The sequence below is a fragment of the Streptomyces tritici genome (assembly GCF_048500665.1).
GTDB classification, from domain to species: Bacteria; Actinomycetota; Actinomycetes; order Streptomycetales; family Streptomycetaceae; genus Streptomyces; species Streptomyces tritici.
This window is the reverse complement of record NZ_CP183183.1, coordinates 1,424,057-1,444,094: the sequence shown is the minus strand read 5'-3', so window position 1 is coordinate 1,444,094 and position 20,038 is coordinate 1,424,057. Positions and strand designations below refer to the sequence as shown.

The 20,038-nt window shown below is 72.6% G+C and carries 14 protein-coding genes; 10 read left to right on the top strand and 4 right to left on the bottom strand.

Annotated features, from left to right (window positions below):
- The first annotated feature begins 122 nt into the window (after nt 1-122).
- The 3 genes from ACNJ93_RS06715 (at nt 123) to ACNJ93_RS06705 (ending at nt 4,059) form a co-directional block, all read left to right on the top strand.
- Nucleotides 123-701 carry a TerD family protein gene (locus ACNJ93_RS06715; RefSeq protein ID WP_418956407.1) on the top strand — a complete coding sequence of 193 codons (579 nt, stop codon included), beginning with the start codon at nt 123-125 and terminating at the stop codon, nt 699-701.
- A gap of 172 nt (nt 702-873) precedes the next feature.
- The gene (locus tag ACNJ93_RS06710) at nt 874-2,832 is read left to right on the top strand and encodes a TerD family protein (protein WP_418956406.1); all 1,959 of its coding nucleotides are present in this window, start codon (nt 874-876) and stop codon (nt 2,830-2,832) included.
- Nucleotides 2,833-3,057: 225 nt separating this feature from the next.
- Nucleotides 3,058-4,059 carry a TerC/Alx family metal homeostasis membrane protein gene (locus ACNJ93_RS06705; RefSeq protein ID WP_418956405.1) on the top strand — a complete coding sequence of 334 codons (1,002 nt, stop codon included), beginning with the start codon at nt 3,058-3,060 and terminating at the stop codon, nt 4,057-4,059.
- A 49-nt stretch (nt 4,060-4,108) separates the two neighbouring features.
- Here the strand turns inward: ACNJ93_RS06705 and ACNJ93_RS06700 are convergent, their stop codons facing one another.
- From ACNJ93_RS06700 to ACNJ93_RS06690, 3 genes are all read right to left on the bottom strand, one after another.
- The gene (locus ACNJ93_RS06700) at nt 4,109-5,389 is read right to left on the bottom strand and encodes an MFS transporter (RefSeq protein ID WP_418961334.1); all 1,281 of its coding nucleotides are present in this window, start codon (nt 5,387-5,389) and stop codon (nt 4,109-4,111) included.
- A 149-nt stretch (nt 5,390-5,538) separates the two neighbouring features.
- Complete coding sequence (locus ACNJ93_RS06695; RefSeq protein ID WP_418956404.1) at nt 5,539-6,195, bottom strand: MBL fold metallo-hydrolase; 657 nt, start codon at nt 6,193-6,195, stop codon at nt 5,539-5,541.
- A gap of 9 nt (nt 6,196-6,204) precedes the next feature.
- On the bottom strand, nt 6,205-6,900 hold the full coding sequence (locus ACNJ93_RS06690; RefSeq protein ID WP_418956403.1) for a maleylpyruvate isomerase family mycothiol-dependent enzyme: 696 nt from the start codon (nt 6,898-6,900) through the stop codon (nt 6,205-6,207).
- Between the two features lie 156 nt (nt 6,901-7,056).
- Here ACNJ93_RS06690 and uvrA point away from each other — a divergent pair, with 156 nt between their 5' ends.
- On the top strand, nt 7,057-10,053 hold the full coding sequence (gene uvrA / locus ACNJ93_RS06685) for an excinuclease ABC subunit UvrA (protein WP_418956402.1): 2,997 nt from the start codon (nt 7,057-7,059) through the stop codon (nt 10,051-10,053).
- A 69-nt stretch (nt 10,054-10,122) separates the two neighbouring features.
- Here the strand turns inward: uvrA and ACNJ93_RS06680 are convergent, their stop codons facing one another.
- On the bottom strand, nt 10,123-11,034 hold the full coding sequence (locus ACNJ93_RS06680; protein WP_418956401.1) for a carbohydrate kinase family protein: 912 nt from the start codon (nt 11,032-11,034) through the stop codon (nt 10,123-10,125).
- Nucleotides 11,035-11,161: 127 nt separating this feature from the next.
- Between ACNJ93_RS06680 and ACNJ93_RS06675 the strand changes: the two genes are divergently transcribed.
- From ACNJ93_RS06675 to ACNJ93_RS06650, 6 genes are all read left to right on the top strand, one after another.
- The gene (locus ACNJ93_RS06675; protein WP_418956400.1) at nt 11,162-11,590 is read left to right on the top strand and encodes a Rieske (2Fe-2S) protein; all 429 of its coding nucleotides are present in this window, start codon (nt 11,162-11,164) and stop codon (nt 11,588-11,590) included.
- Between the two features lie 79 nt (nt 11,591-11,669).
- Nucleotides 11,670-13,727, top strand: coding sequence for an excinuclease ABC subunit UvrC (gene uvrC / locus ACNJ93_RS06670; protein WP_418956399.1), 2,058 nt, complete (start codon nt 11,670-11,672; stop codon nt 13,725-13,727).
- Complete coding sequence (gene rapZ / locus ACNJ93_RS06665; RefSeq protein ID WP_418956398.1) at nt 13,724-14,665, top strand: RNase adapter RapZ; 942 nt, start codon at nt 13,724-13,726, stop codon at nt 14,663-14,665. Before uvrC ends, rapZ begins: the two co-directional genes overlap by 4 nt.
- The gene (locus ACNJ93_RS06660; RefSeq protein WP_418956397.1) at nt 14,662-15,693 is read left to right on the top strand and encodes a gluconeogenesis factor YvcK family protein; all 1,032 of its coding nucleotides are present in this window, start codon (nt 14,662-14,664) and stop codon (nt 15,691-15,693) included. The genes rapZ and ACNJ93_RS06660 overlap by 4 nt, the downstream gene beginning before the upstream one ends.
- A complete protein-coding gene (whiA, locus tag ACNJ93_RS06655; protein ID WP_418956396.1) occupies nt 15,684-16,673 on the top strand; it encodes a DNA-binding protein WhiA in 990 nt (329 codons plus the stop codon). Before ACNJ93_RS06660 ends, whiA begins: the two co-directional genes overlap by 10 nt.
- 204 nt (nt 16,674-16,877) lie before the next feature.
- Entirely contained in the window at nt 16,878-19,826 is a 2,949-nt protein-coding gene (locus ACNJ93_RS06650) for a M14 family zinc carboxypeptidase (protein ID WP_418956395.1), read from the top strand.
- The last annotated feature ends 212 nt before the right edge of the window (nt 19,827-20,038 follow it).

Genomic DNA, 20,038 nt, shown 5'->3' with positions numbered 1-20,038 from the left:
CACAAAAACGGGCCGGAACTGCTGCGGTGTCAGTGGCCCTGCGTAGGGTGCTGACAACCGCATGCGGAAGGCGGCCGCGGGGGCGGCGCACGTACGGCGGACGCAACGAGAGGGGACAGCGCGTGACGGTCAACATGACCAAGGGGCAGGCCATCAGCCTGGAGAAGAGGGACGGGGGCAACCTCAGCTCGGTGCGGATGGGCCTCGGCTGGCAGGCCGCACCGCGCCGCGGGCTGTTCGGCTCGCGCACCCGGGAGATCGACCTGGACGCCTCGGCGGTCCTGTTCGCCGACAAGCAGCCGGTGGACGTGGTCTTCTTCCGTCACCTGGTCAGCGACGACGGCTCCGTCCGGCACACCGGCGACAACCTGGTCGGCGGCGCCGGCCAGGGCGGCGACGACGAGGCGATCCTCGTCGACCTGGAGCGGGTGCCGGTCCACATCGACCAGATCGTCTTCACGGTGAACTCCTTCACCGGCCAGACGTTCCAGGAGGTGCAGAACGCCTTCTGCCGCATCGTCGACGAGTCGAACGGCCAGGAGCTCGCCCGGTACACCCTGGACGGCGGCGGCCAGTACACCGCCCAGATCATGGCCAAGGTCCACCGCGTGGGCAGCGGCTGGAAGATGACGGCCCTGGGCAACCCGGCCAACGGCCGTACGTTCCAGGACCTGATGCCGTCGATCCTGCCGCACCTGTAGCCGGACCGCCCGTACGCACGACACAGCTCCCGGAGGCACCGCCCCCGGGAGCTGTCCCGCATGACCCGCGCGCCTCGCGCGCACCACGCAGGCGCTCGCGCGCACCCGCGTGCGCACCGCACCGCAGCACCACCCGGAATCCGAACCACAGCTTTCGAGGGGACACACGCCGATGACGGCCGAGCTGGTCCGGGGGCAGAACCACCCCCTGCCCGACACCCGACTGGAGATCCGCGTGTCGGCCGGTCATCCCGTGGTCGCCGGCGCCACCCTCGGCGACGAGGGCGGCAAGGTCGCCGGCGTCGAATGGATCGCCCACCCCGGCTCGCCGACGCTGCCCGGCGTGGAGGTCTCCCAGCAGGCCGCCGCCGACCACCGCCTCGCCGTCGACCTGGAGGCCGTCCCCGCGTCCGTGCACCGCGTCTCGGTGCTGCTCGCGCTGCCCGTCGGCGTCGGCGGCCCGAGCCGCTTCGGCGCGCTCGCCGCCCCCTTCGTCGCCGTCACCGGCCTCGACGGCACCGAGATCGCCAGCTACACCATCACCGGCCTGGACGCCGAGTCCGCGGTCTTCGCCCTGGAGCTCTACCGCCGCCAGGGCGCCTGGAAGGTCCGCGCCATCGGCCAGGGATACGAGGGCGGGCTCGCCGCCATGCTCGCCGACCAGGGCATGCCGGGCTCCACCGAACTGGCCGGCACGATCCTCGACGCGGTCGCCCGCGGCCTGGCCCGCTCGGTGTCCGCCCCGCCGCCGCGCGTCCCCGACGCCGAGCGCGTCCGCCACTCGGCGCCCGCCGCCGCCACCGACCAGACGGCCGCCGGCCTGCCCACGCCGCCGCCGGCTACCGCGCCCGCCGACCCGCCCGGCCCGGGCGCCGGCCAGGGCCCCGCCCCGGCCCCGAGCGGCCCGCCCCCCTCCGGCGGCCCCATCGACTACTCCCACCCGCGCCGCCGGGCCGCCGCCCCCGAACCGCAGCCCGCCGCGCCCCCGCAGGGCCCGCGCGCGCCGGTCGCCGGCGACGCCAGCGGCTGGTCCATGGAGGAGCGGCTCTACAACCAGGTCTGGGGCATGTTCGAGGACCTGGCCCGCACCACCGCCGCCTACCGCAGCGCCTGCGACTTCGCCCAGTCCCGGATGGACCAGGAGCTCGACCGCGTCCTGTCCGACCCGCGCAGCCGCATCGGCGGCCAGGGCGACGCCGCCCGCGCCGCGGCCCGCGCCAAGCACGACGAACTGACCGACCGGGCCCGCGAGGTCCTCGACCGCGACCTCGCGCAGCTGGCCGCCGAGTCCGAGGTCGTGGAGCCCGCCCTGCCGGCCGCCTTCGCCGGCTGGGACAACCCCGTCTGGCACGCCTACCGCGTCCCCATGGAGATCCCCATGGCCCTGCGCCTGGGCGACCTCCACCTCCCGGAGCGGACCGACCTGCGCATCCCCATGCTCGTCCGGCTGCCGCTGGAGCGGGGACTGTGGGTGGACGCGGGCCGCGGCCGCTCCGAGGCGGCCAACCTGCTCGACGAGGCCGTGCTGCGCCGCCGCGCCCTCGACACCGCCGTGGCGCTCGCCGCCCGGCTGCTCGCCGTTTACCCGGCCGGCGAGTTCACCGTGCACGTCATCGACGCGGCGGGCTCCGGAGCCGCCGCGCTCGCCCCGCTCGTGGAGACGGGCGTGCTGGCCGCCCCGCCCGCGGCCGGCCCGGCCGCCGTCTCCGCCCTGCTCGCCCAGCTCACCGAGCGCGTGGACCTGCTGCAGATGGCCGTCCGGGCCGGTGCGGCCGACGCGCTGCCGCCCGGCCTGGTCCCCGGAGAGCAGCTGCTGATCGTCCACGACTTCCCGCACGGCTTCGACGACCGTGCGGTCACCCAGCTGCGCTACCTCGCCGACGAGGGCCCGTCCGTGGGCGTGCACCTCATGGTGGTGGCCGACCGCGACGACGCCGACGGCTACGGTCCGCTGCTCGACCCGATGTGGCGCAAGCTGCTGCGGCTCTCCCCGGTCCCCGACGACCACCTCGCCGACCCGTGGGTCGGGCACGCCTGGACCTACGAGCCGCCGCTCGTCCCCGAGGGCAGCCGGATCCTGTGGCAGGTGCTCGGCCAGGTCGCCGAGGCCCGCCGTGCCTGGGGGCGCTGACCGGCTCTGACCTCGGCACTTGGCGGCTCTTTACCCTCCCCTTTACCTTCCCTTGGTCTTTCGGGTAACCTTCGGGGAGCGGAGGGGAGTACTCCCCATGTGCGGCGTGCCCGTCAATACGGACCGATGACCCGAATCGGTCCCGGGGCGCCGGCCCGGTGACCCGGGTGGAAGAGACCTCCGGCAGCGACGACGCTGAACGAGCCGTACGAAGCCGGAGGCACAGTGGACGTATCCGTGACCCTGTGGGTGGTGACCATTCTCGGTCTCTCCGCCCTGATCGCGATCGACTTCTTCATCGGGCGCAAGCCCCACGACGTGTCGGTCAAGGAAGCCGGCATCTGGACGGTCGTCTGGATCGTCCTCGCCGCACTGTTCGGCCTCGGCCTGCTGGTCTTCGGCACCAGCCAGGCGTCCGGGGAGTTCTTCGCCGGCTTCATCACCGAGAAGTCGCTGAGCGTCGACAACCTCTTCGTCTTCGTCCTGATCATGGCGAAGTTCGCGGTGCCGTCCCACCTCCAGCAGCGCGTGCTGCTGGTCGGCGTCCTCATCGCCCTGGTGCTGCGCGCGATCTTCATCGCCGCCGGCGCGGCGATCATCGCCAGCTTCTCCTGGGTCTTCTACCTCTTCGGCGCCTTCCTCATCTACACCGCCTGGAAGCTGATCCAGGAGGCCCGCAAGGACGAGGACGAGGACGAGTTCGAGGAGAACCGCCTGCTCAAGTCGATCGAGAAGAAGTTCGGCGTCGCCGACCGGTACCACGGCACCAAGCTGTTCCTCCGGGTCAACGGCAAGCGCGTGCTGACCCCGCTGATGGTCGTCATGCTCGCCATCGGCACCACCGACATCCTCTTCGCGCTCGACTCGATCCCGGCGATCTTCGGCCTGACCCAGGACCCGTACATCGTCTTCACCGCCAACGCGTTCGCCCTCATGGGCCTGCGCCAGCTGTACTTCCTGATCGGCGGCCTGCTGAAGAAGCTGGTCCACCTCAGCTACGGCCTGTCGGTGATCCTCGGCTTCATCGGCGTCAAGCTGGTGCTGCACGCCCTGCACGAGTCCGGGGTGCACGTCCCGGAGATCACCATCCCGTTCTCGCTCACCTTCATCTGCGGCGTCCTGATCATCACCACGATCACCAGCCTGATCGCCTCGAAGAAGCAGTCCGAGAAGGAGACCGCGGCCGCCGCCTCCGGCAAGCCCGAGAAGGACAGCATCGACGCCTGACCCCGTCCTCCCCGGAGCGACAGGAGACCCAGGAGCCCGTCCCGGCCGTTCAGGCCGGGGCGGGCTCCGGCGTCTCGTCGGCGGCCGGCAGGGTTTCCGGAAGGAGGGTGAAGCAGCTCAGGCTCAGGAGGGCGACCGCCGTGAGGTAGGCCGCCACGCCCCACGGGGGGCCCGAGCCCGGGCCCGAGACGGCCGTGGCCACGATCGGGGTGAGGGCGCCGCCGAGGACGCCCGCCAGGTTGTAGCCGACCGCCGCGCCCGTGCAGCGCACCCGCGGCTCGTACAGCTCCGGCAGGTACGCGGCGACCACCGCGAACATCGTGATGAACGCGAGCAGCGCGCCCAGGAAGCCCAGGAACATCAGCAGCGGCTGCGCCGTGTGCAGCAGCGCCACCATCGGGAACATCCACACCGCCGTCGCCGCGCAGCCCGTCAGGCAGAGCGGCCGCCGCCCGTACCGGTCGCCCAGCAGCGCCGCCAGCGGCGTCACGGCACCCTTCACCGCCACCGCCGCCATGATGCAGCCCAGCATCACCGTGCGGCTCACGCCGAGCCGCTCCGTGCCGTACGCCAGTGCCCAGGTCGAGACCGCGTAGAACACCGCGTACCCGACCGCCAGCGCCCCGGCCGTCAGCAGCACCAGCCGCCAGTGCCCGCGCGCCACCTCCGCCAGCGGCGCGCTCGCCCGCTCGCCCGTCTCGGCCAGCTCCTTGAACTGCGGGGTCTCCGCCAGCGAGGACCGCAGCAGCAGGCCGCCCGCCGCCAGCAGCCCGGCCGCCCAGAACGGCACCCGCCACCCCCACGAGCGGAACTGCTCGTCGCTCAGCGCCGCCGACAGGGCCAGCATCACCCCGTTCGCCAGGAGGAAGCCGACCGACGGGCCGATCTGCGGGAAGCTCGTCCACAGCCCGCGCCGCCGCGCCGGGGCGTGCTCGGCCGTCAGCAGCACCGCCCCGCCCCACTCGCCGCCGAGCCCCAGCCCCTGCAGGAAACGCAGCACGAGCAGCAGCGCCGGGGCGGCGATGCCGATCGAGGCGTACGAGGGGACGCAGCCGACCGCGACGGTGGCGCAGCCGGTCAGCAGCAGCGAGGCGAACATGACCGGCCGCCGCCCGTACCGGTCGCCGACGTGCCCGAACAGGGCGGAACCGATCGGCCGGGACAGGAAGCCGACCGCGAAGGTGCCGAAGGCGGCCAGGGTGCCGGCCAGCGGCGAGAACGTGGGGAAGAACAGGGGGCCGAGCACCAGCGCCGCCGCGGTGCCGTAGACGAAGAAGTCGTAGAACTCGACGGCCGTGCCGGCGAGCGAGGCGGCGGCGAGCCGCCCCATGGAGGGCTTCGCCTCGGCGGGGGCCGAGGCGTGGGGAGTGGAGTGCATGCCGCGCCAACTACCCGGGGCGCTCCCCGGTTACGGGGGAGTGAGGAAGCGCGCGGCACCGGGCCGCGCGCCCCTTGCGGCCGCCCATCGGCGGGCCGGTCCTACCAGCCGCGCTCGCGCCACTCCGGCAGCTTCGGCCGCTCGTCGCCCAGCGTGGTGTCCCTGCCGTGGCCGGGGTACACCCAGGTCTCGTCCGGCAGCACGTCGAAGAGCTTGGTCTCCACGTCGTGGATGAGGCTCGCGAACGCCTCCGGGTCCTTCCAGGTGTTGCCGACCCCGCCCGGGAAGAGGCAGTCGCCGGTGAAGACGTGCGGGTGTCCGTGCGGATCGTCGTAGATCAGCGCGATCGAGCCGGGCGTGTGCCCGACCAGATGCCGGGCGGTCAGCTCGACCTCGCCGACGCGGATGACGTCGCCGTCCTCGACCAGCTCGTCGGTGCCGACCGGGATGCCCTCGGCGTCGTACGCGCCCGCGTACGTGCGGGCGCCCGTGGCGGCGACCACCTCGGCCAGGGCCTGCCAGTGGTCGCCGTGCCGGTGGGTGGTGACGACGGACGCGATGCCGTCGTCCCCGATCAGCGTGAGGAGCGTCTGCGGATCGCTGGCCGCGTCGATGAGCAGCTGCTCCCCGGTGGCCCGGCAGCGCAGCAGATACGCGTTGTTGTCCATCGGACCGACCGCGACCTTCGAGATCATCAGATCCTTCAGCTCGTGCACGTCCGCGGGTCCGCCGACCCTGACCGTTCCGCTGTACGTCATGGAATCAGCCTATAGCGGGGGCAGCTCCGGGAGCCGGTCGCCGGACATCACCGCGAGGTGGGCGCCCTTCTCGCCGCGGCCCGCCAGCCAGCCGAGCAGATCGGCGTAGGAGCCCTCCAGGACGACCGGTGCGCCCTCGGTGCCGCCGGTGGTCCACTCCGTCCCGCCCTCGTACGCCCGGAGCGTGACCGGCGGCACCTCGGGGCGGCCGGACCAGCGGTCGGCCAGGAACTCGATCTCGCGCAGGACGAACTCCTCCGGCAGGTCCTCCAGCCCGTACCCGATGCCGAGGTCGACGTGGTGCAGGTCCACCTCGACCCAGCGGCGGAAGGGGATCCGGGCGGCGCGGTCGGTGACGCCGTTGCGCAGCTCGACGACGCGCTCCCAGTCGGCCGGCTCGGCGCTCACGGCCTGGAAGCGCTCGGCGCTCTCCCGCAGGTCGGCGAGCTGGACGTCGAGCGGGCGGCCCGCGTCGCGCCCGATGTCGGCGTCGCGGGTCGCGCCGTCCTTGTACATGGGCAGGCCGCGCAGCACGTTCACGAGGGCGTCGGCGTTGCGGGATACATGGGCCAGGACATGGCCGCGGGTCCAGCCGGGGAGCCGTGACGGCTCGGCGAGCGCCGCGTTGTCCAGGGCGGCGGCCGCGTCGATGAGCCGCTCGGTCGCCTCGCGTACGGAGGCCAGGTCGCGCACAGGGTCGATCATGGCGCCGACCCTAGCGCCGTCCACTCGTTCGGGTGAAGCGAGCGGCGAGCGTCCGGAAATCGAATGTGCGTGCTATAGGCTCGACGGAAGCATCCGGCATCCTTGGTTGTTGGGTGTTCAGGCACATCCGCTCTCTCAAGAAAGGTGCGGACCGGCGTGGCCGACCGTCTCATCGTCCGTGGCGCTCGCGAGCACAACCTCAAGAACGTCTCGCTCGACCTCCCCCGTGACTCACTCATCGTCTTCACCGGGCTCTCGGGGTCGGGCAAGTCGTCGCTCGCGTTCGACACGATCTTCGCGGAGGGGCAGCGCCGTTACGTCGAGTCCCTCTCCTCCTACGCCCGGCAGTTCCTCGGCCAGATGGACAAGCCGGACGTCGACTTCATCGAGGGCCTGTCGCCGGCCGTCTCGATCGACCAGAAGTCGACCTCGCGCAACCCGCGCTCCACGGTCGGCACCATCACGGAGGTCTACGACTACCTCCGGCTCCTCTTCGCCCGGATCGGCAAGCCGCACTGTCCCGAGTGCCGCCGCCCCATCTCCCGCCAGTCGCCGCAGGCCATCGTCGACAAGGTCCTCGAGCTGCCCGAGGGCAGCCGCTTCCAGGTGCTCTCGCCGCTGGTCCGCGAGCGCAAGGGCGAGTTCGTCGACCTCTTCGCCGACCTGCAGACCAAGGGCTACAGCCGGGCCCGCGTCGACGGCACGACGATCCAGCTCAGCGAGCCCCCGACGCTGAAGAAGCAGGAGAAGCACACCATCGAGGTGGTCGTCGACCGCCTCACCGTCAAGGACTCCGCCAAGCGCCGGCTCACCGACTCCGTGGAGACCGCCCTCGGCCTGTCCGGCGGCATGGTCGTGCTCGACTTCGTCGACCTCCCCGAGGACGACCCCGAGCGCGAGCGGATGTACTCGGAGCACCTGTACTGCCCGTACGACGACCTCTCCTTCGAAGAGCTGGAGCCGCGCTCCTTCTCCTTCAACTCGCCCTTCGGCGCCTGCCCGGACTGCACCGGCATCGGCACCCGCATGGAGGTCGACCCCGAGCTGATCGTCCCGGACGAGGAGCGCTCCCTCGACGAGGGCGCCATCCACCCCTGGTCGCACGGCCACACCAAGGAGTACTTCGGCCGGCTCATCGGCGGCCTCGCCCAGGCGCTGAACTTCCGCACCGACGTCCCGTACGCCGCGCTCCCGCAGCGGGCCAAGAAGGCCCTGATGCACGGGCACAAGACCCAGGTCGAGGTCCGTTACCGCAACCGGTACGGCCGCGAGCGGGCCTACGTCACCCCCGCCTTCGAGGGCGCGGTGTCCTTCGTCAAGCGGCGGCACAGCGACGCCGAGAGCGACTCCAGCCGCGAGCGCTTCGAGGGCTACATGCGCGAGGTGCCCTGCCCCACCTGTGAGGGCACGCGCCTGAAGCCGATCGTGCTCGCGGTCACGATCATGGACAAGTCCATCGCCGAGGTCTCGGCGATGTCGATCAGCGAGTGCGCCGAGTTCCTCGGCCGGATGACGCTCAGCGCCCGCGACAAGAAGATCGCCGAGCGGGTCCTGAAGGAGGTCAACGAGCGGCTGCGGTTCCTCGTCGACGTCGGCCTGGACTACCTCTCGCTCAACCGCGCCGCCGGCACGCTCTCCGGCGGCGAGGCCCAGCGCATCCGGCTCGCCACCCAGATCGGCTCCGGCCTGGTCGGCGTGCTGTACGTGCTGGACGAGCCGTCCATCGGCCTGCACCAGCGGGACAACCACCGGCTCATCGAGACCCTGGTCCGGCTCCGCGACATGGGCAACACGCTCATCGTCGTCGAGCACGACGAGGACACCATCAAGGTCGCCGACTGGGTCGTCGACATCGGCCCCGGCGCCGGCGAGCACGGCGGCAAGGTGGTCCACTCCGGACCGCTGAAGGAGCTCCTCGCCAACAAGGAGTCGATGACCGGGCAGTACCTGTCCGGCCGGAAGGCCATCCCGACGCCGGAGATCCGGCGCCCGGTGGACCCCACCCGGCAGCTCACGGTGCACGGCGCCCGGGAGAACAACCTGCGGGACATCGACGTGTCCTTCCCGCTGGGCGTGCTCACCGCCGTCACCGGCGTCTCCGGCTCCGGCAAGTCCACGCTGGTCAACGACATCCTGTACACGCACCTGGCGCGCGAGCTGAACGGCGCGAAGTCGGTGCCCGGCCGGCACACCCGGGTCGACGGCGACGACCTCGTCGACAAGGTCGTGCACGTGGACCAGTCGCCCATCGGCCGCACCCCGCGGTCCAACCCGGCGACGTACACCGGCGTCTTCGACCACGTCCGCAAGCTCTTCGCGGAGACGATGGAGGCCAAGGTCCGCGGCTACCTGCCGGGCCGGTTCTCCTTCAACGTCAAGGGCGGCCGCTGCGAGAACTGCTCCGGCGACGGCACCATCAAGATCGAGATGAACTTCCTGCCGGACGTCTACGTCCCGTGCGAGGTCTGCCACGGCGCCCGGTACAACCGGGAGACCCTGGAGGTCCACTACAAGGGCAAGTCCATCGCCGAGGTGCTGGACATGCCGATCGAGGAGGCGCTCGACTTCTTCGAGGCGGTCCCGACCATCGCCCGCCATCTGCGCACGCTCACCGAGGTCGGCCTCGGGTACGTGCGGCTGGGCCAGTCCGCGCCCACGCTCTCCGGCGGCGAGGCGCAGCGCGTCAAGCTCGCCTCCGAGCTGCAGAAGCGCTCCACGGGCCGCACGGTCTACGTGCTGGACGAGCCGACCACGGGGCTGCACTTCGAGGACATCTCGAAGCTGATCAAGGTCCTGTCGGGTCTGGTGGACAAGGGGAACTCGGTGATCGTCATCGAGCACAACCTGGACGTCATCAAGACCGCCGACTGGATCGTCGACATGGGCCCCGAGGGCGGCAGCGGCGGCGGCATCGTCGTCGCGGAGGGCACCCCGGAGCAGGTCGCGGCGGTGCCGGCGAGCCACACCGGCAAGTTCCTCCGGGAGATCCTCGGGCCGGAGCGGGTCAGCGACGCCGCCATCCCGGCGGCGCGGAAGGCTCCGGCGGCCAAGAAGAGCGCCAACTCCACGGCGGTGAAGAAGGCTCCGGTCAAGAAGACGGCGGCCGCGAAGACCGCCGCCAAGAAGACGACCGCCCGGGCCCGCAAGGCCTGAGGCGCGTACGTCGGAGCGGGGCGCGCGGGCGGGGCGATGGGCCCCTCCGCCCGCGCGCCCGTCGCGCCTCTAGAGACGCGGCACCGAGCGGAGCTCCGTCGCGTACGGGGGCTCCGCGCCCGGGCGGGTGCACGTCAGCGCGGCCGCCTCCGCCGCGTACCCCAGCAGGGCCCGCCACGCCTCCTCGTCCAGGGCCTCCAGCTCCTGGCGGCTGAGGCCGGCCAGGGGGTGCAGCAGGGCGGCGTTCACCGTGTCGCCCGCGCCGATCGTGTCCGCGACCGTCACCGGCACCGCCGGCACCGAGACCGTCAGCCCGCGCGCGTACACCGTCAGGCCCGTCGCGCCCCGGGTCACCACCACCGCCGCCGGACCGGCGTCCGCCCACTCCCGCGGGTCGCCACCCAGCCAGCGCGCGTCCTCCTCCGAGAGCTTCAGCAGCGACACGTACGGCAGCCAGCGCCGGAACCGCGCCCGGTAGGCGGCCGGCTCCGGGATCAGGCCGGCCCGGATGTTCGGGTCGAGCAGCGTCAGCGCCCCGCGCCCCGCCTCGCGCCGCAGCAGCGCCTCGTACGCGCTCGCGCCCGGCTCCAGAGCCAGGGACAGCGTCCCGAACGACAGCGCCCGCACCTGCGCGGGCAGCGGCTCCGGCAGCGTGAACAGCCGGTCCGCCGTGCCCTCCGCGTAGAAGCCGTACCCCGCCGAGCCGTCGGGGCCCAGCGTCGCCACCGCCAGCGTCGTCGGCTCGGGCCCGCGCTGCACCAGCCCGGTCCGCACCCCCGCCGCCCGCAGCCCGTCCATCAGCGCCTCGCCGAAGGCGTCCGTGGAGACCCGCGAGCAGAAGGCGACGTCCGCGCCGAGCCGTCCCAGCGCCACCGCCGTGTTGTACGGCCCCCCGCCGCGGCGCGGCACCAGCGGCCCCAGCGGGGCGGCGGCCCCGTCCGGGACCAGGTCGATCAGGGACTCACCGGCGACGACGATCACGTACGCGAACGTAGCCGATGCGGGCCGGCCGGCGACAGCCCGGCCGAGGCGCCCCACGGACCGGCCGGTATCGTCGCATCGGTCACCTCTGGTGCCCCCTTGCCCCGATCCCGACCGTGGAGCGCTCATGTCCGGCCAGACCCCCGACCGCCGCACCGTCCTGAAGGGTGCCGCCCTCGCGGGCGCCGCCGGCCTCGGCGTCGCCGCCTGCTCCACGGAGTCCAAGCTGGGCCACGCCCAGACCCCCACCCCGACCGCCCCGGTGCCCCTCGGCGCGGCCTCGGCGGTCCCGGTCGGCGGCGCGAAGCTCTACCGCGAGCAGCGGCTGCTGGTGCACTGCCCGGCCGAGGGCCAGTACAAGGCGTTCAGCGCCCAGTGCACCCACGCCGGCTGCGTCCTGGACAAGATCGAGCAGAACGAGGGCAACTGCCCCTGCCACGGCAGCCGCTTCGACGTGACCACCGGCAAGGCGCTCAAGGGCCCGGCGACCGTCCCGCTCCCCGCCGTCCCGGTCAAGGTCGTCGACGGCAAGCTGATCGCCGGCCCGGACGCCTAGAGCGCGGACGCCTGAGGGCCGCCTGAGGGCCCCCTCAGGGCGGCCCGGAGTGTCGGCGCCCGCCAGTAGGGTGGGGGCCATGGCCGACCCCTCCAGCTACCGCCCCAAGCCGGGAGAGATCCCCGAGTCGCCGGGGGTCTACAAGTTCCGCGACGAGCACCGCCGGGTGATCTACGTCGGCAAGGCCAAGTCCCTGCGCCAGCGCCTCGCCAACTACTTCCAGCCGATCGCGAGCCTGCACCCGCGCACGGCCACGATGGTGACGACCGCCGCCTCCGTCGAGTGGACGGTCGTCTCCACCGAGGTCGAGGCGCTGCAGCTGGAGTACTCCTGGATCAAGGAGTTCGACCCCCGGTTCAACGTCAAGTACCGGGACGACAAGAGCTACCCGTACCTCGCCGTCACGCTGAACGAGGAGTACCCGCGCGTCCAGGTGATGCGCGGCCAGAAGAAGAAGGGCGTGCGCTACTTCGGGCCGTACGCGCACGCCTGGGCGATCCGCGAGACCGTCGACCTGATGCTCCGGGTCTTCCCCGTCCGCACCTGCTCCGCCGGGGTGTTCCGCAACGCCGCCGCGGCCGGCCGGCCCTGCCTTCTCGGCTACATCGGCAAGTGCTCGGCCCCCTGCGTCGGCCGGATCCCGCCGGAGGAGCACCGCGAACTGGCCGAGGAGTTCTGCGACTTCATGGCCGGCCGCACCGGCACGTACCTGCGCCGGCTGGAGAAGCAGATGGCGGTGGCCGCCGAGGACATGGAGTACGAGAAGGCCGCCCGGCTCCGCGACGACATCGCGGCCCTGCGCCGGGCCATGGAGAAGAACGCGGTGGTCCTCGCCGACGCCACCGACGCCGACCTGATCGCGCTCGCCGAGGACGAGCTGGAGGCCGCCGTCCAGATCTTCCACGTCCGCGGCGGCCGGGTGCGCGGCCAGCGCGGCTGGGTCACCGACAAGGTCGAGGCCGTCGACACCGCCGGCCTGGTCGAGCACGCCCTCCAGCAGCTGTACGGCGAGGAGAGCGGCGACGCGGTGCCCAAGGAGGTCCTCGTCCCGGCCCTCCCCGAGGACGCCGACACCGTCGGGCAGTGGCTCTCCGGCCGGCGCGGGTCGAACGTGTCCCTGCGCATACCGCAGCGCGGCGACAAGAAGGACCTGATGGCCACGGTCGCGCGCAACGCCCAGCAGGCGCTGGTGCTGCACAAGACCAGGCGCGCCAGCGACCTGACCACCCGCTCCCGGGCCCTGGAGGAGATCGCCGAGGCCCTGGGCCTGGACTCGGCGCCGCTGCGCATCGAGTGCTTCGACATCTCGCACCTCCAGGGCGAGGACGTCGTCGCGTCCATGGTCGTCTTCGAGGACGGGCTGCCGCGCAAGAGCGAGTACCGGCGCTTCCAGATCAAGGGCTTCGAGGGGCAGGACGACGTCCGCTCGATGCACGAGGTGATCAGCCGCCGCTTCAAACGCTACCTGGCCGAGAAGGAGCGGACGGGGGAGTGGGCCGTCCCCGTCGACGGCGAGCCCGGCGACGGCAACGGAAACGGCCTCGGCAGCGGCGCCGGCGAGGGCCCGGCCCTGTCCGGCGAGGTCCCCGCCCCCGGCGAGGGCCGGGACGAGGACGGCCGGCCCAAGCGCTTCGCGTACCCGCCGCAGCTCGTCGTGGTCGACGGCGGGCAGCCCCAGGTGGCGGCGGCCCGGCGGGCCCTCGACGAGCTGGGCATCGACGACATCGCGGTCTGCGGCCTCGCCAAGCGGCTGGAGGAGGTCTGGCTGCCCGGCGAGGACGACCCCGTCGTGCTGCCCCGGTCCAGCGAGGGCCTGTACCTGCTCCAGCGGGTGCGTGACACGGCTCACGACTTCGCCATCCGCTATCAGAGGCAGAAGCGGAGCAAGAAGGTCCGCAGCAGCCCCCTGGACGACGTCCGTGGCCTGGGCGAGACGCGCAAACAGGCGTTGATCAAGCATTTCGGCTCGGTGAAGCGGCTCCGGCAGGCGACAATCGAGCAGATCTGCGAGGTGCCCGGCATGGGCCGCAAGACGGCCGAGGCCGTCGCCGCGGCTCTGGCACAGGCCGCCCCGGCCGCGCCCGCGGTGAACACCGCGACAGGAGAGATCATGGAAGACGGGGGCAGCACGGAATGACCGAGCACGACCGAGAAGACGGAGCAGGAGACGTGAACACGGGCACGACCAAGGAGCCGGGCGAGGCCGCCGACGCGGCCATCCCGGAGCTGGTGATCATCTCCGGCATGTCCGGCGCCGGCCGCTCCACCGCGGCGAAGTGTCTGGAGGACCTCGGCTGGTTCGTCGTGGACAACCTGCCGCCCGCGCTGATCCCCACCATGGTGGAGCTCGGCGCCCGCTCCCAGGGCAATGTGGCCCGGATCGCCGTCGTCGTGGACGTCCGCGGCCGGCGGTTCTTCGACAACCTCCGGGAGTCGCTCGCCGACCTCGACGCCAAGCAGGTCACCCGGCGGATCGTCTTCCTGGAGTCCTCCGACGAGGCGCTGGTCCGGCGCTTCGAGTCGGTCCGCCGCCCGCACCCGCTGCAGGGCGACGGCCGGATCACCGACGGCATCGCGGCCGAGCGCGACCTGCTGCGCGAGCTGCGCGGCGACGCCGACCTGGTGATCGACACCTCCAGCCTCAACGTGCACGAGCTGCGCGCCAAGATGGACGCCCAGTTCGCCGGCGACGAGGAGCCGGAGCTGCGGGCCACCGTCATGTCCTTCGGGTTCAAGTACGGCCTGCCGGTCGACGCCGACCTCGTCGTCGACATGCGCTTCCTGCCCAACCCGCACTGGGTCCCCGAGCTGCGCCCCTTCACCGGGCTCAACACGGAGGTCTCGAACTACGTCTTCAACCAGCCCGGCGCCAAGGAGTTCCTGGACCGCTACACCGAGCTGCTCCAGCTCATCGCCGCCGGCTACCGCCGCGAGGGCAAGCGGTACGTGACCGTCGCCGTCGGCTGCACGGGCGGCAAGCACCGCTCCGTCGCCACCGCGGAGAAGCTCGCCGCCCGCCTCGCCGCGGAAGGGGTCGAGACCGTCGTCGTCCACCGGGACATGGGGCGCGAGTGAAGCCGTACCGTCGGCGTACGTCCACCCTGTCGGTACGTACGCTCCGCAGGCGCGGCGCCCAGCCGAAGGTCGTCGCGCTGGGCGGGGGCATGGGCCTGTCCGCCTCCCTCGCCGCCCTGCGCCGGATCACCGGGGACCTCACCGCGGTGGTCACGGTCGCCGACGACGGCGGCTCCAGCGGCCGGCTCCGGGAGGAGCTCGGCGTGCTGCCGCCCGGCGACCTGCGCAAGGCCCTGGCCGCGCTCTGCGGCGACGACGACTGGGGCCAGACCTGGGCCCGGGTCATCCAGCACCGCTTCCAGTCGCGCGGCGAGATGCACGGCCACGCCGTCGGCAACCTGCTGATCGTCGCGCTCTGGGAGCAGCTCGGCGACCCGGTCCAGGCCCTGGACCTGGTGGGCCGGCTGCTCGGCGCGCAGGGCCGCGTGCTGCCGATGTCGGCGGTGCCGCTGGAGCTGCGCGCCCTGGTCCGGGGCCACGACCCGGCCCGCCCGGACGACGTGGACACCGTGCGCGGCCAGGCGACGGTGGCGCTGACCCCGGGCGAGGTGCAGTCGGTGCACCTCGTGCCGAACGACCCGCCGGCCGTGCCGGAGGCCGTCGCCGCGGTGCTCGACGCGGACTGGGTCGTGCTCGGGCCGGGCTCCTGGTTCTCCTCGGTGATCCCGCACCTGCTGGTGCCGGAGCTGTACGAGGCGCTGGTGGAGACCAAGGCCCGCAAGGTGCTCTCGCTGAACCTCGCTCCGCAGCCCGGGGAAACCGAGGGCTTCTCCCCGCAGCGTCATTTGGAGGTTTTGGGGCGACACGCCCCTAAACTCGCCCTGGACGTGGTGCTGGCCGACGAGGCCGCCGTGCCCGACGCGTCAGCAGGGGAGCCCCTCGTCGATGCCGCGAAGCGGCTCGGCGCCGCACTCGAGCTGGCGCCCGTGGCCCGGCCCGACGGCGCTCCGAAGCACGATCCGGAGCTACTGGCCGCCGCGTACGACCGTATTTTTCGGATGCATGGAAGGATCGGCCCATGGCGATGACGGCAGCGGTGAAGGACGAGATCTCCCGGCTCCCCGTCACCCGGACCTGCTGCAGGAAGGCCGAGGTCTCGTCGATCCTCCGGTTCGCGGGCGGGCTGCACCTGGTGAGCGGCCGGATCGTGATCGAGGCGGAGTTGGACACCGCGATGGCGGCGCGCCGGCTCAAGCGCGACATCCTGGAGATCTTCGGCCACAGCTCCGAGCTGATCGTGATGGCTCCGGGCGGGCTGCGGCGCGGCTCCCGGTTCGTGGTGCGCGTGGTGGCGGGCGGCGACCAGCTGGCCCGGCAGACCGGCCTGGTCGACGGCCGCGGCCGGCCGATCCGCGGGCTGCCCCCGCAGGTCGTCTCCGGCGCGACCTGCGACGCCGAGGCGGCCTGGCGCGGGGCGTTCCTGGCGCACGGCTCGCTCACCGAGCCGGGGCGCTCCTCCTCCCTGGAGGTCACCTGCCCGGGCCCCGAGGCGGCGCTCGCGCTGGTCGGCGCGGCCCGGCGGCTGTCCATCGCGGCGAAGGCCCGTGAGGTGCGCGGCGTGGACCGGGTCGTGGTCCGCGACGGCGACGCCATCGGCGCGCTGCTGACCCGGCTCGGCGCCCACGAGTCGGTGCTCGCCTGGGAGGAGCGGCGGATGCGCCGCGAGGTCCGGGCCACCGCGAACCGGCTGGCCAACTTCGACGACGCGAACCTGCGCCGCTCGGCCCGCGCGGCGGTCGCCGCCGGCGCCCGGGTGCAGCGCGCCCTGGAGATCCTGGCGGACGAGGTGCCCGAGCACCTGGCGGCCGCGGGCCGGCTGCGCATGGAGCACAAGCAGGCCAGCCTGGAGGAGCTGGGCGCGCTCGCCGACCCGCCGCTGACCAAGGACGCGGTCGCCGGCCGGATCCGCCGGCTGCTCGCGATGGCCGACAAGCGGGCCGCGGACCTGGGCATCCCCGGGACCGAGCACAACCTGACGGAGGAGCTGGACGACAGCCTGGTCGGCTGAGTTCCTCTCCGTATTTCGCTCCTACGCCGCTGCCGGCGCCCTCCCCGGGGGCGCCGGCAGCGGCGTACGCGCATCCGGCCCGGTGCCACCGACTCCGTTCGCGTGAACGTGCCGAACCACCCGCAGGCGTTCTTGACATGATCATGAACTGTGCCGAGCCTGGCGTCTGTTCACTTTCGTGGCAGACAACAGCAAGGGGGGCCAATGAGACGAAGGGCGAGAGCGATTCTCGCGGCGGCTTCACTCCTGATCGCGGGGCTGTCCGCGGCGCCCGCGGCGGGGGCGGCGCAGAAGGAAGGCGACGACGGCGAACTGTCCGTGTGGCGCGCCCAGGTGACGAAGGAGCAGGTGCCGCTCGTCCTCGAGGCCGGCACCGACGGACACGAACTCACCGAGCAGGTCCCCGACAAGGGGACCGCGACCATCGAGCTCCACCTCACCGACCGACAGGCCGGAAAGCTCCGCGACCAGGGCGTCGACCTCGCCCGGCACACCCTCTCCACCCAGGCCCGGCAGCGCGTCGCCGCCGCCGGCGACGGCGTCTTCCGCCCGTACGGCGGCCCGAACGGCCTCAAGCAGGAGATCCTGGCCACCGCCCAGGCCCACCCGGCGCTGACCAAGGTCGTCTCCCTCGGCAAGACCCTCAAGGGCCAGGACATCCTCGCCCTGAAGATCTCCAAGAACGCCGACTCCGTCCGCGACGGCAGCAAGCCGGCCACGCTGTACCTGTCCAACCAGCACGCCCGCGAGTGGATCACCCCGGAGATGACCCGGCGGCTGATGCACCACTACCTCGACGGCTACGGCAAGGACCAGCGGCTGACGAGGATCGTCGACACCACCGAACTGTGGTTCGTGCTCTCCGCCAACCCGGACGGCTACGACCACACCCACGCCGACCCGGCCAACCGCCAGTGGCGCAAGAACCTGCGCGACAACAACGGCGACGGCCGCATCACCCCCGGCGACGGCGTCGACCTCAACCGCAACTTCGCCTACAAGTGGGGCTACGACAACGAGGGCTCCTCGCCCGACCCGGCCGACGAGACCTTCCGCGGCACCGGGCCCATGTCCGAGCCCGAGACCCGCGCCCTGGACGCCTTCCAGCGCCGCATCGGCTTCCAGTACGGCATCAACTACCACTCGGCCGCCCAGCTGCTGCTGTACGGCGTCGGCTGGCAGGTCGCCACCGACACCCCCGACGACGTGGCGCTCAAGGCCCTCGCCGGCACCCCGCAGAACTCCGCGGTCCCCGGCTACCGGCCGCAGGTCTCCTCCGAGCTGTACACCACCAACGGCGAGGCCGACGGACACGCGGCGAACGTCAACGGGATGCAGATGTTCACCCCGGAGATGTCCACCTGCGCCACCGCCTCCCGCGTCGACCCGAACGACGCCTGGGAACCGGCCGACTGCGCCTCGGTCTTCACCTTCCCGGACGACGAGAAGCTCATCCAGCAGGAGTTCGCCAAGAACATCCCGTTCGCCCTCGCCGTCGCCGAGTCCTCGGTCCGGCCCGACACCCCGGTCTCGCCGGTCGGCGCGCCCGCCGCCGACCTCACCCCGGACGTCTTCACCACCTCCTACGCCCGCGGCGGCGACCAGGAGGTCCGGGTGACCGCCAAGAAGTCGCTGCGCGACAAGCGGCTCCAGTACCGCGTCAACGGCGGCCGCACGCACTCCGAGGAACTGGAGCGCTGGCGCGGCGGCGAGACGTACGGCGGCGACGACAACCTCTACTTCGACCACTACGGGGCCGAGGTCGAGGGCGCCCGGCCCGGCGACACCGTCGAGGTCTGGTTCACCGCCCGCACCCGCGAGGGCGCCCGCACCTCCTCCGCCCCGTTCACCTACAAGGTCGCCGAGCGGCCGCGCGGGGACGTCCTGGTCCTCGCCGAGGAGGGCGGCACCGCCGCCGCGCAGCACACCGCCACATACGTCCGGGCCCTCGCCGACGCCGGCCACCGCGCGGCCGTCTGGGACGTCGCCACACAGGGAGTCCCGCACCCGCTCGGCGTCCTGGACCACTTCCGCACCGTCGTCTGGTACACCGGCGCCGAGCGGCCGAGCGGTCCCGTCATGCTGGCCGTGCGCGACTACCTCAACGAGGGCGGCAAGCTCGTCAACGCCGGGGAGAAGTCCGGCGGTCAGGTCGACATCGGCCGGGCCGACTCCAACGACTTCGCCCAGTACTACCTCGGCGCCTTCCACCGCGCGGGCCTGAAGAACGCCGGCTCGTTCGCCGGATCGGGTGGTTTCGCCGGCGCCACGGCGACGCTCGGCCCGGCCGCCGGCAACCCGCTCGACAACGCCGGCGCGTACACCGTCACCTCCGACACGCTGGACCCGGAGCGCTTCCCGCAGTTCCGCAGCGCCTCCGGCGGCGACTACCCGGGCGTGCGCACGCCGTTCGAGCCGTACGAGGGCCAGTCCTTCGCGGCCGCCCGGCACGCCGACAACGCCTGGATGCGGCTCAGCCGCACCGTCGACCTCACGTCCGTCTCCGCCGCCGACCGGCCGAGCCTGCGGTTCCAGGTCAGCTACGACACCGAGGAGGGCTACGACAACCTCGTCGTCGAGGCCCACACCGCCGGCCAGGACGACTGGACCACGCTGCCCGACGCCAACGGCGGCACCAGCGCCGCCGCCCCGGCCGACTGCGGCGAGGGCTACTACGTCCGCGGGCACCCCTTCCTGGCCCGGTACCTCACCGTGGGCGAGGACGGCTGCGCCACCACCGGCACCAGCGGCTCCTGGCACGCCTTCACCGGCGCCTCCAACGGCTGGCAGCAGGCCTCGATCGACCTGAGCGCCTACGCCGGCAAGCAGGTCGAGCTGTCGATCTCGTACATCTCCGACCCGGGGACCAACGAGATGGGGGCCTTCGTCGACGACACCCGGCTGGTCGTCGGCGGGGCGGACACCGGTGCCGAGGGCTTCGAGACCTCGCTGGGCGCGTGGACCGTACCGGGTCCGCCGGCCGGCAGCCCCGGCAACGGCAACGACTGGGCGCGCTCTCCCGGCCTGTTCCACTCGCAGGCGTCCGTCACGACCCGTGACACCGTCCTGCTCGGTTTCGGGCTGGAACACGTGCTGCGACCGCAGGAGCGCGGGGCGCTGCTGAGGAAGGCGCTGGGAGCCCTGCACGGCTGAGCGGGCACCCGCACTTTTGATCACGGTGAGTGATCAGGACAAAGGGAGCGTTGTGGCCCGAACCCGTCGGTAGGTACGGGCCACAACGGAATTTATGGGGTTCGGACCTGCACGCGATGTCACTCTCAGGCGTGGGGAGAGGTAGGGTCGGAAGCGGTCGGGGACATCCCTAAAAAAGAAAATCGCCGGGCGTCGAAACCCGGCGTACTCTC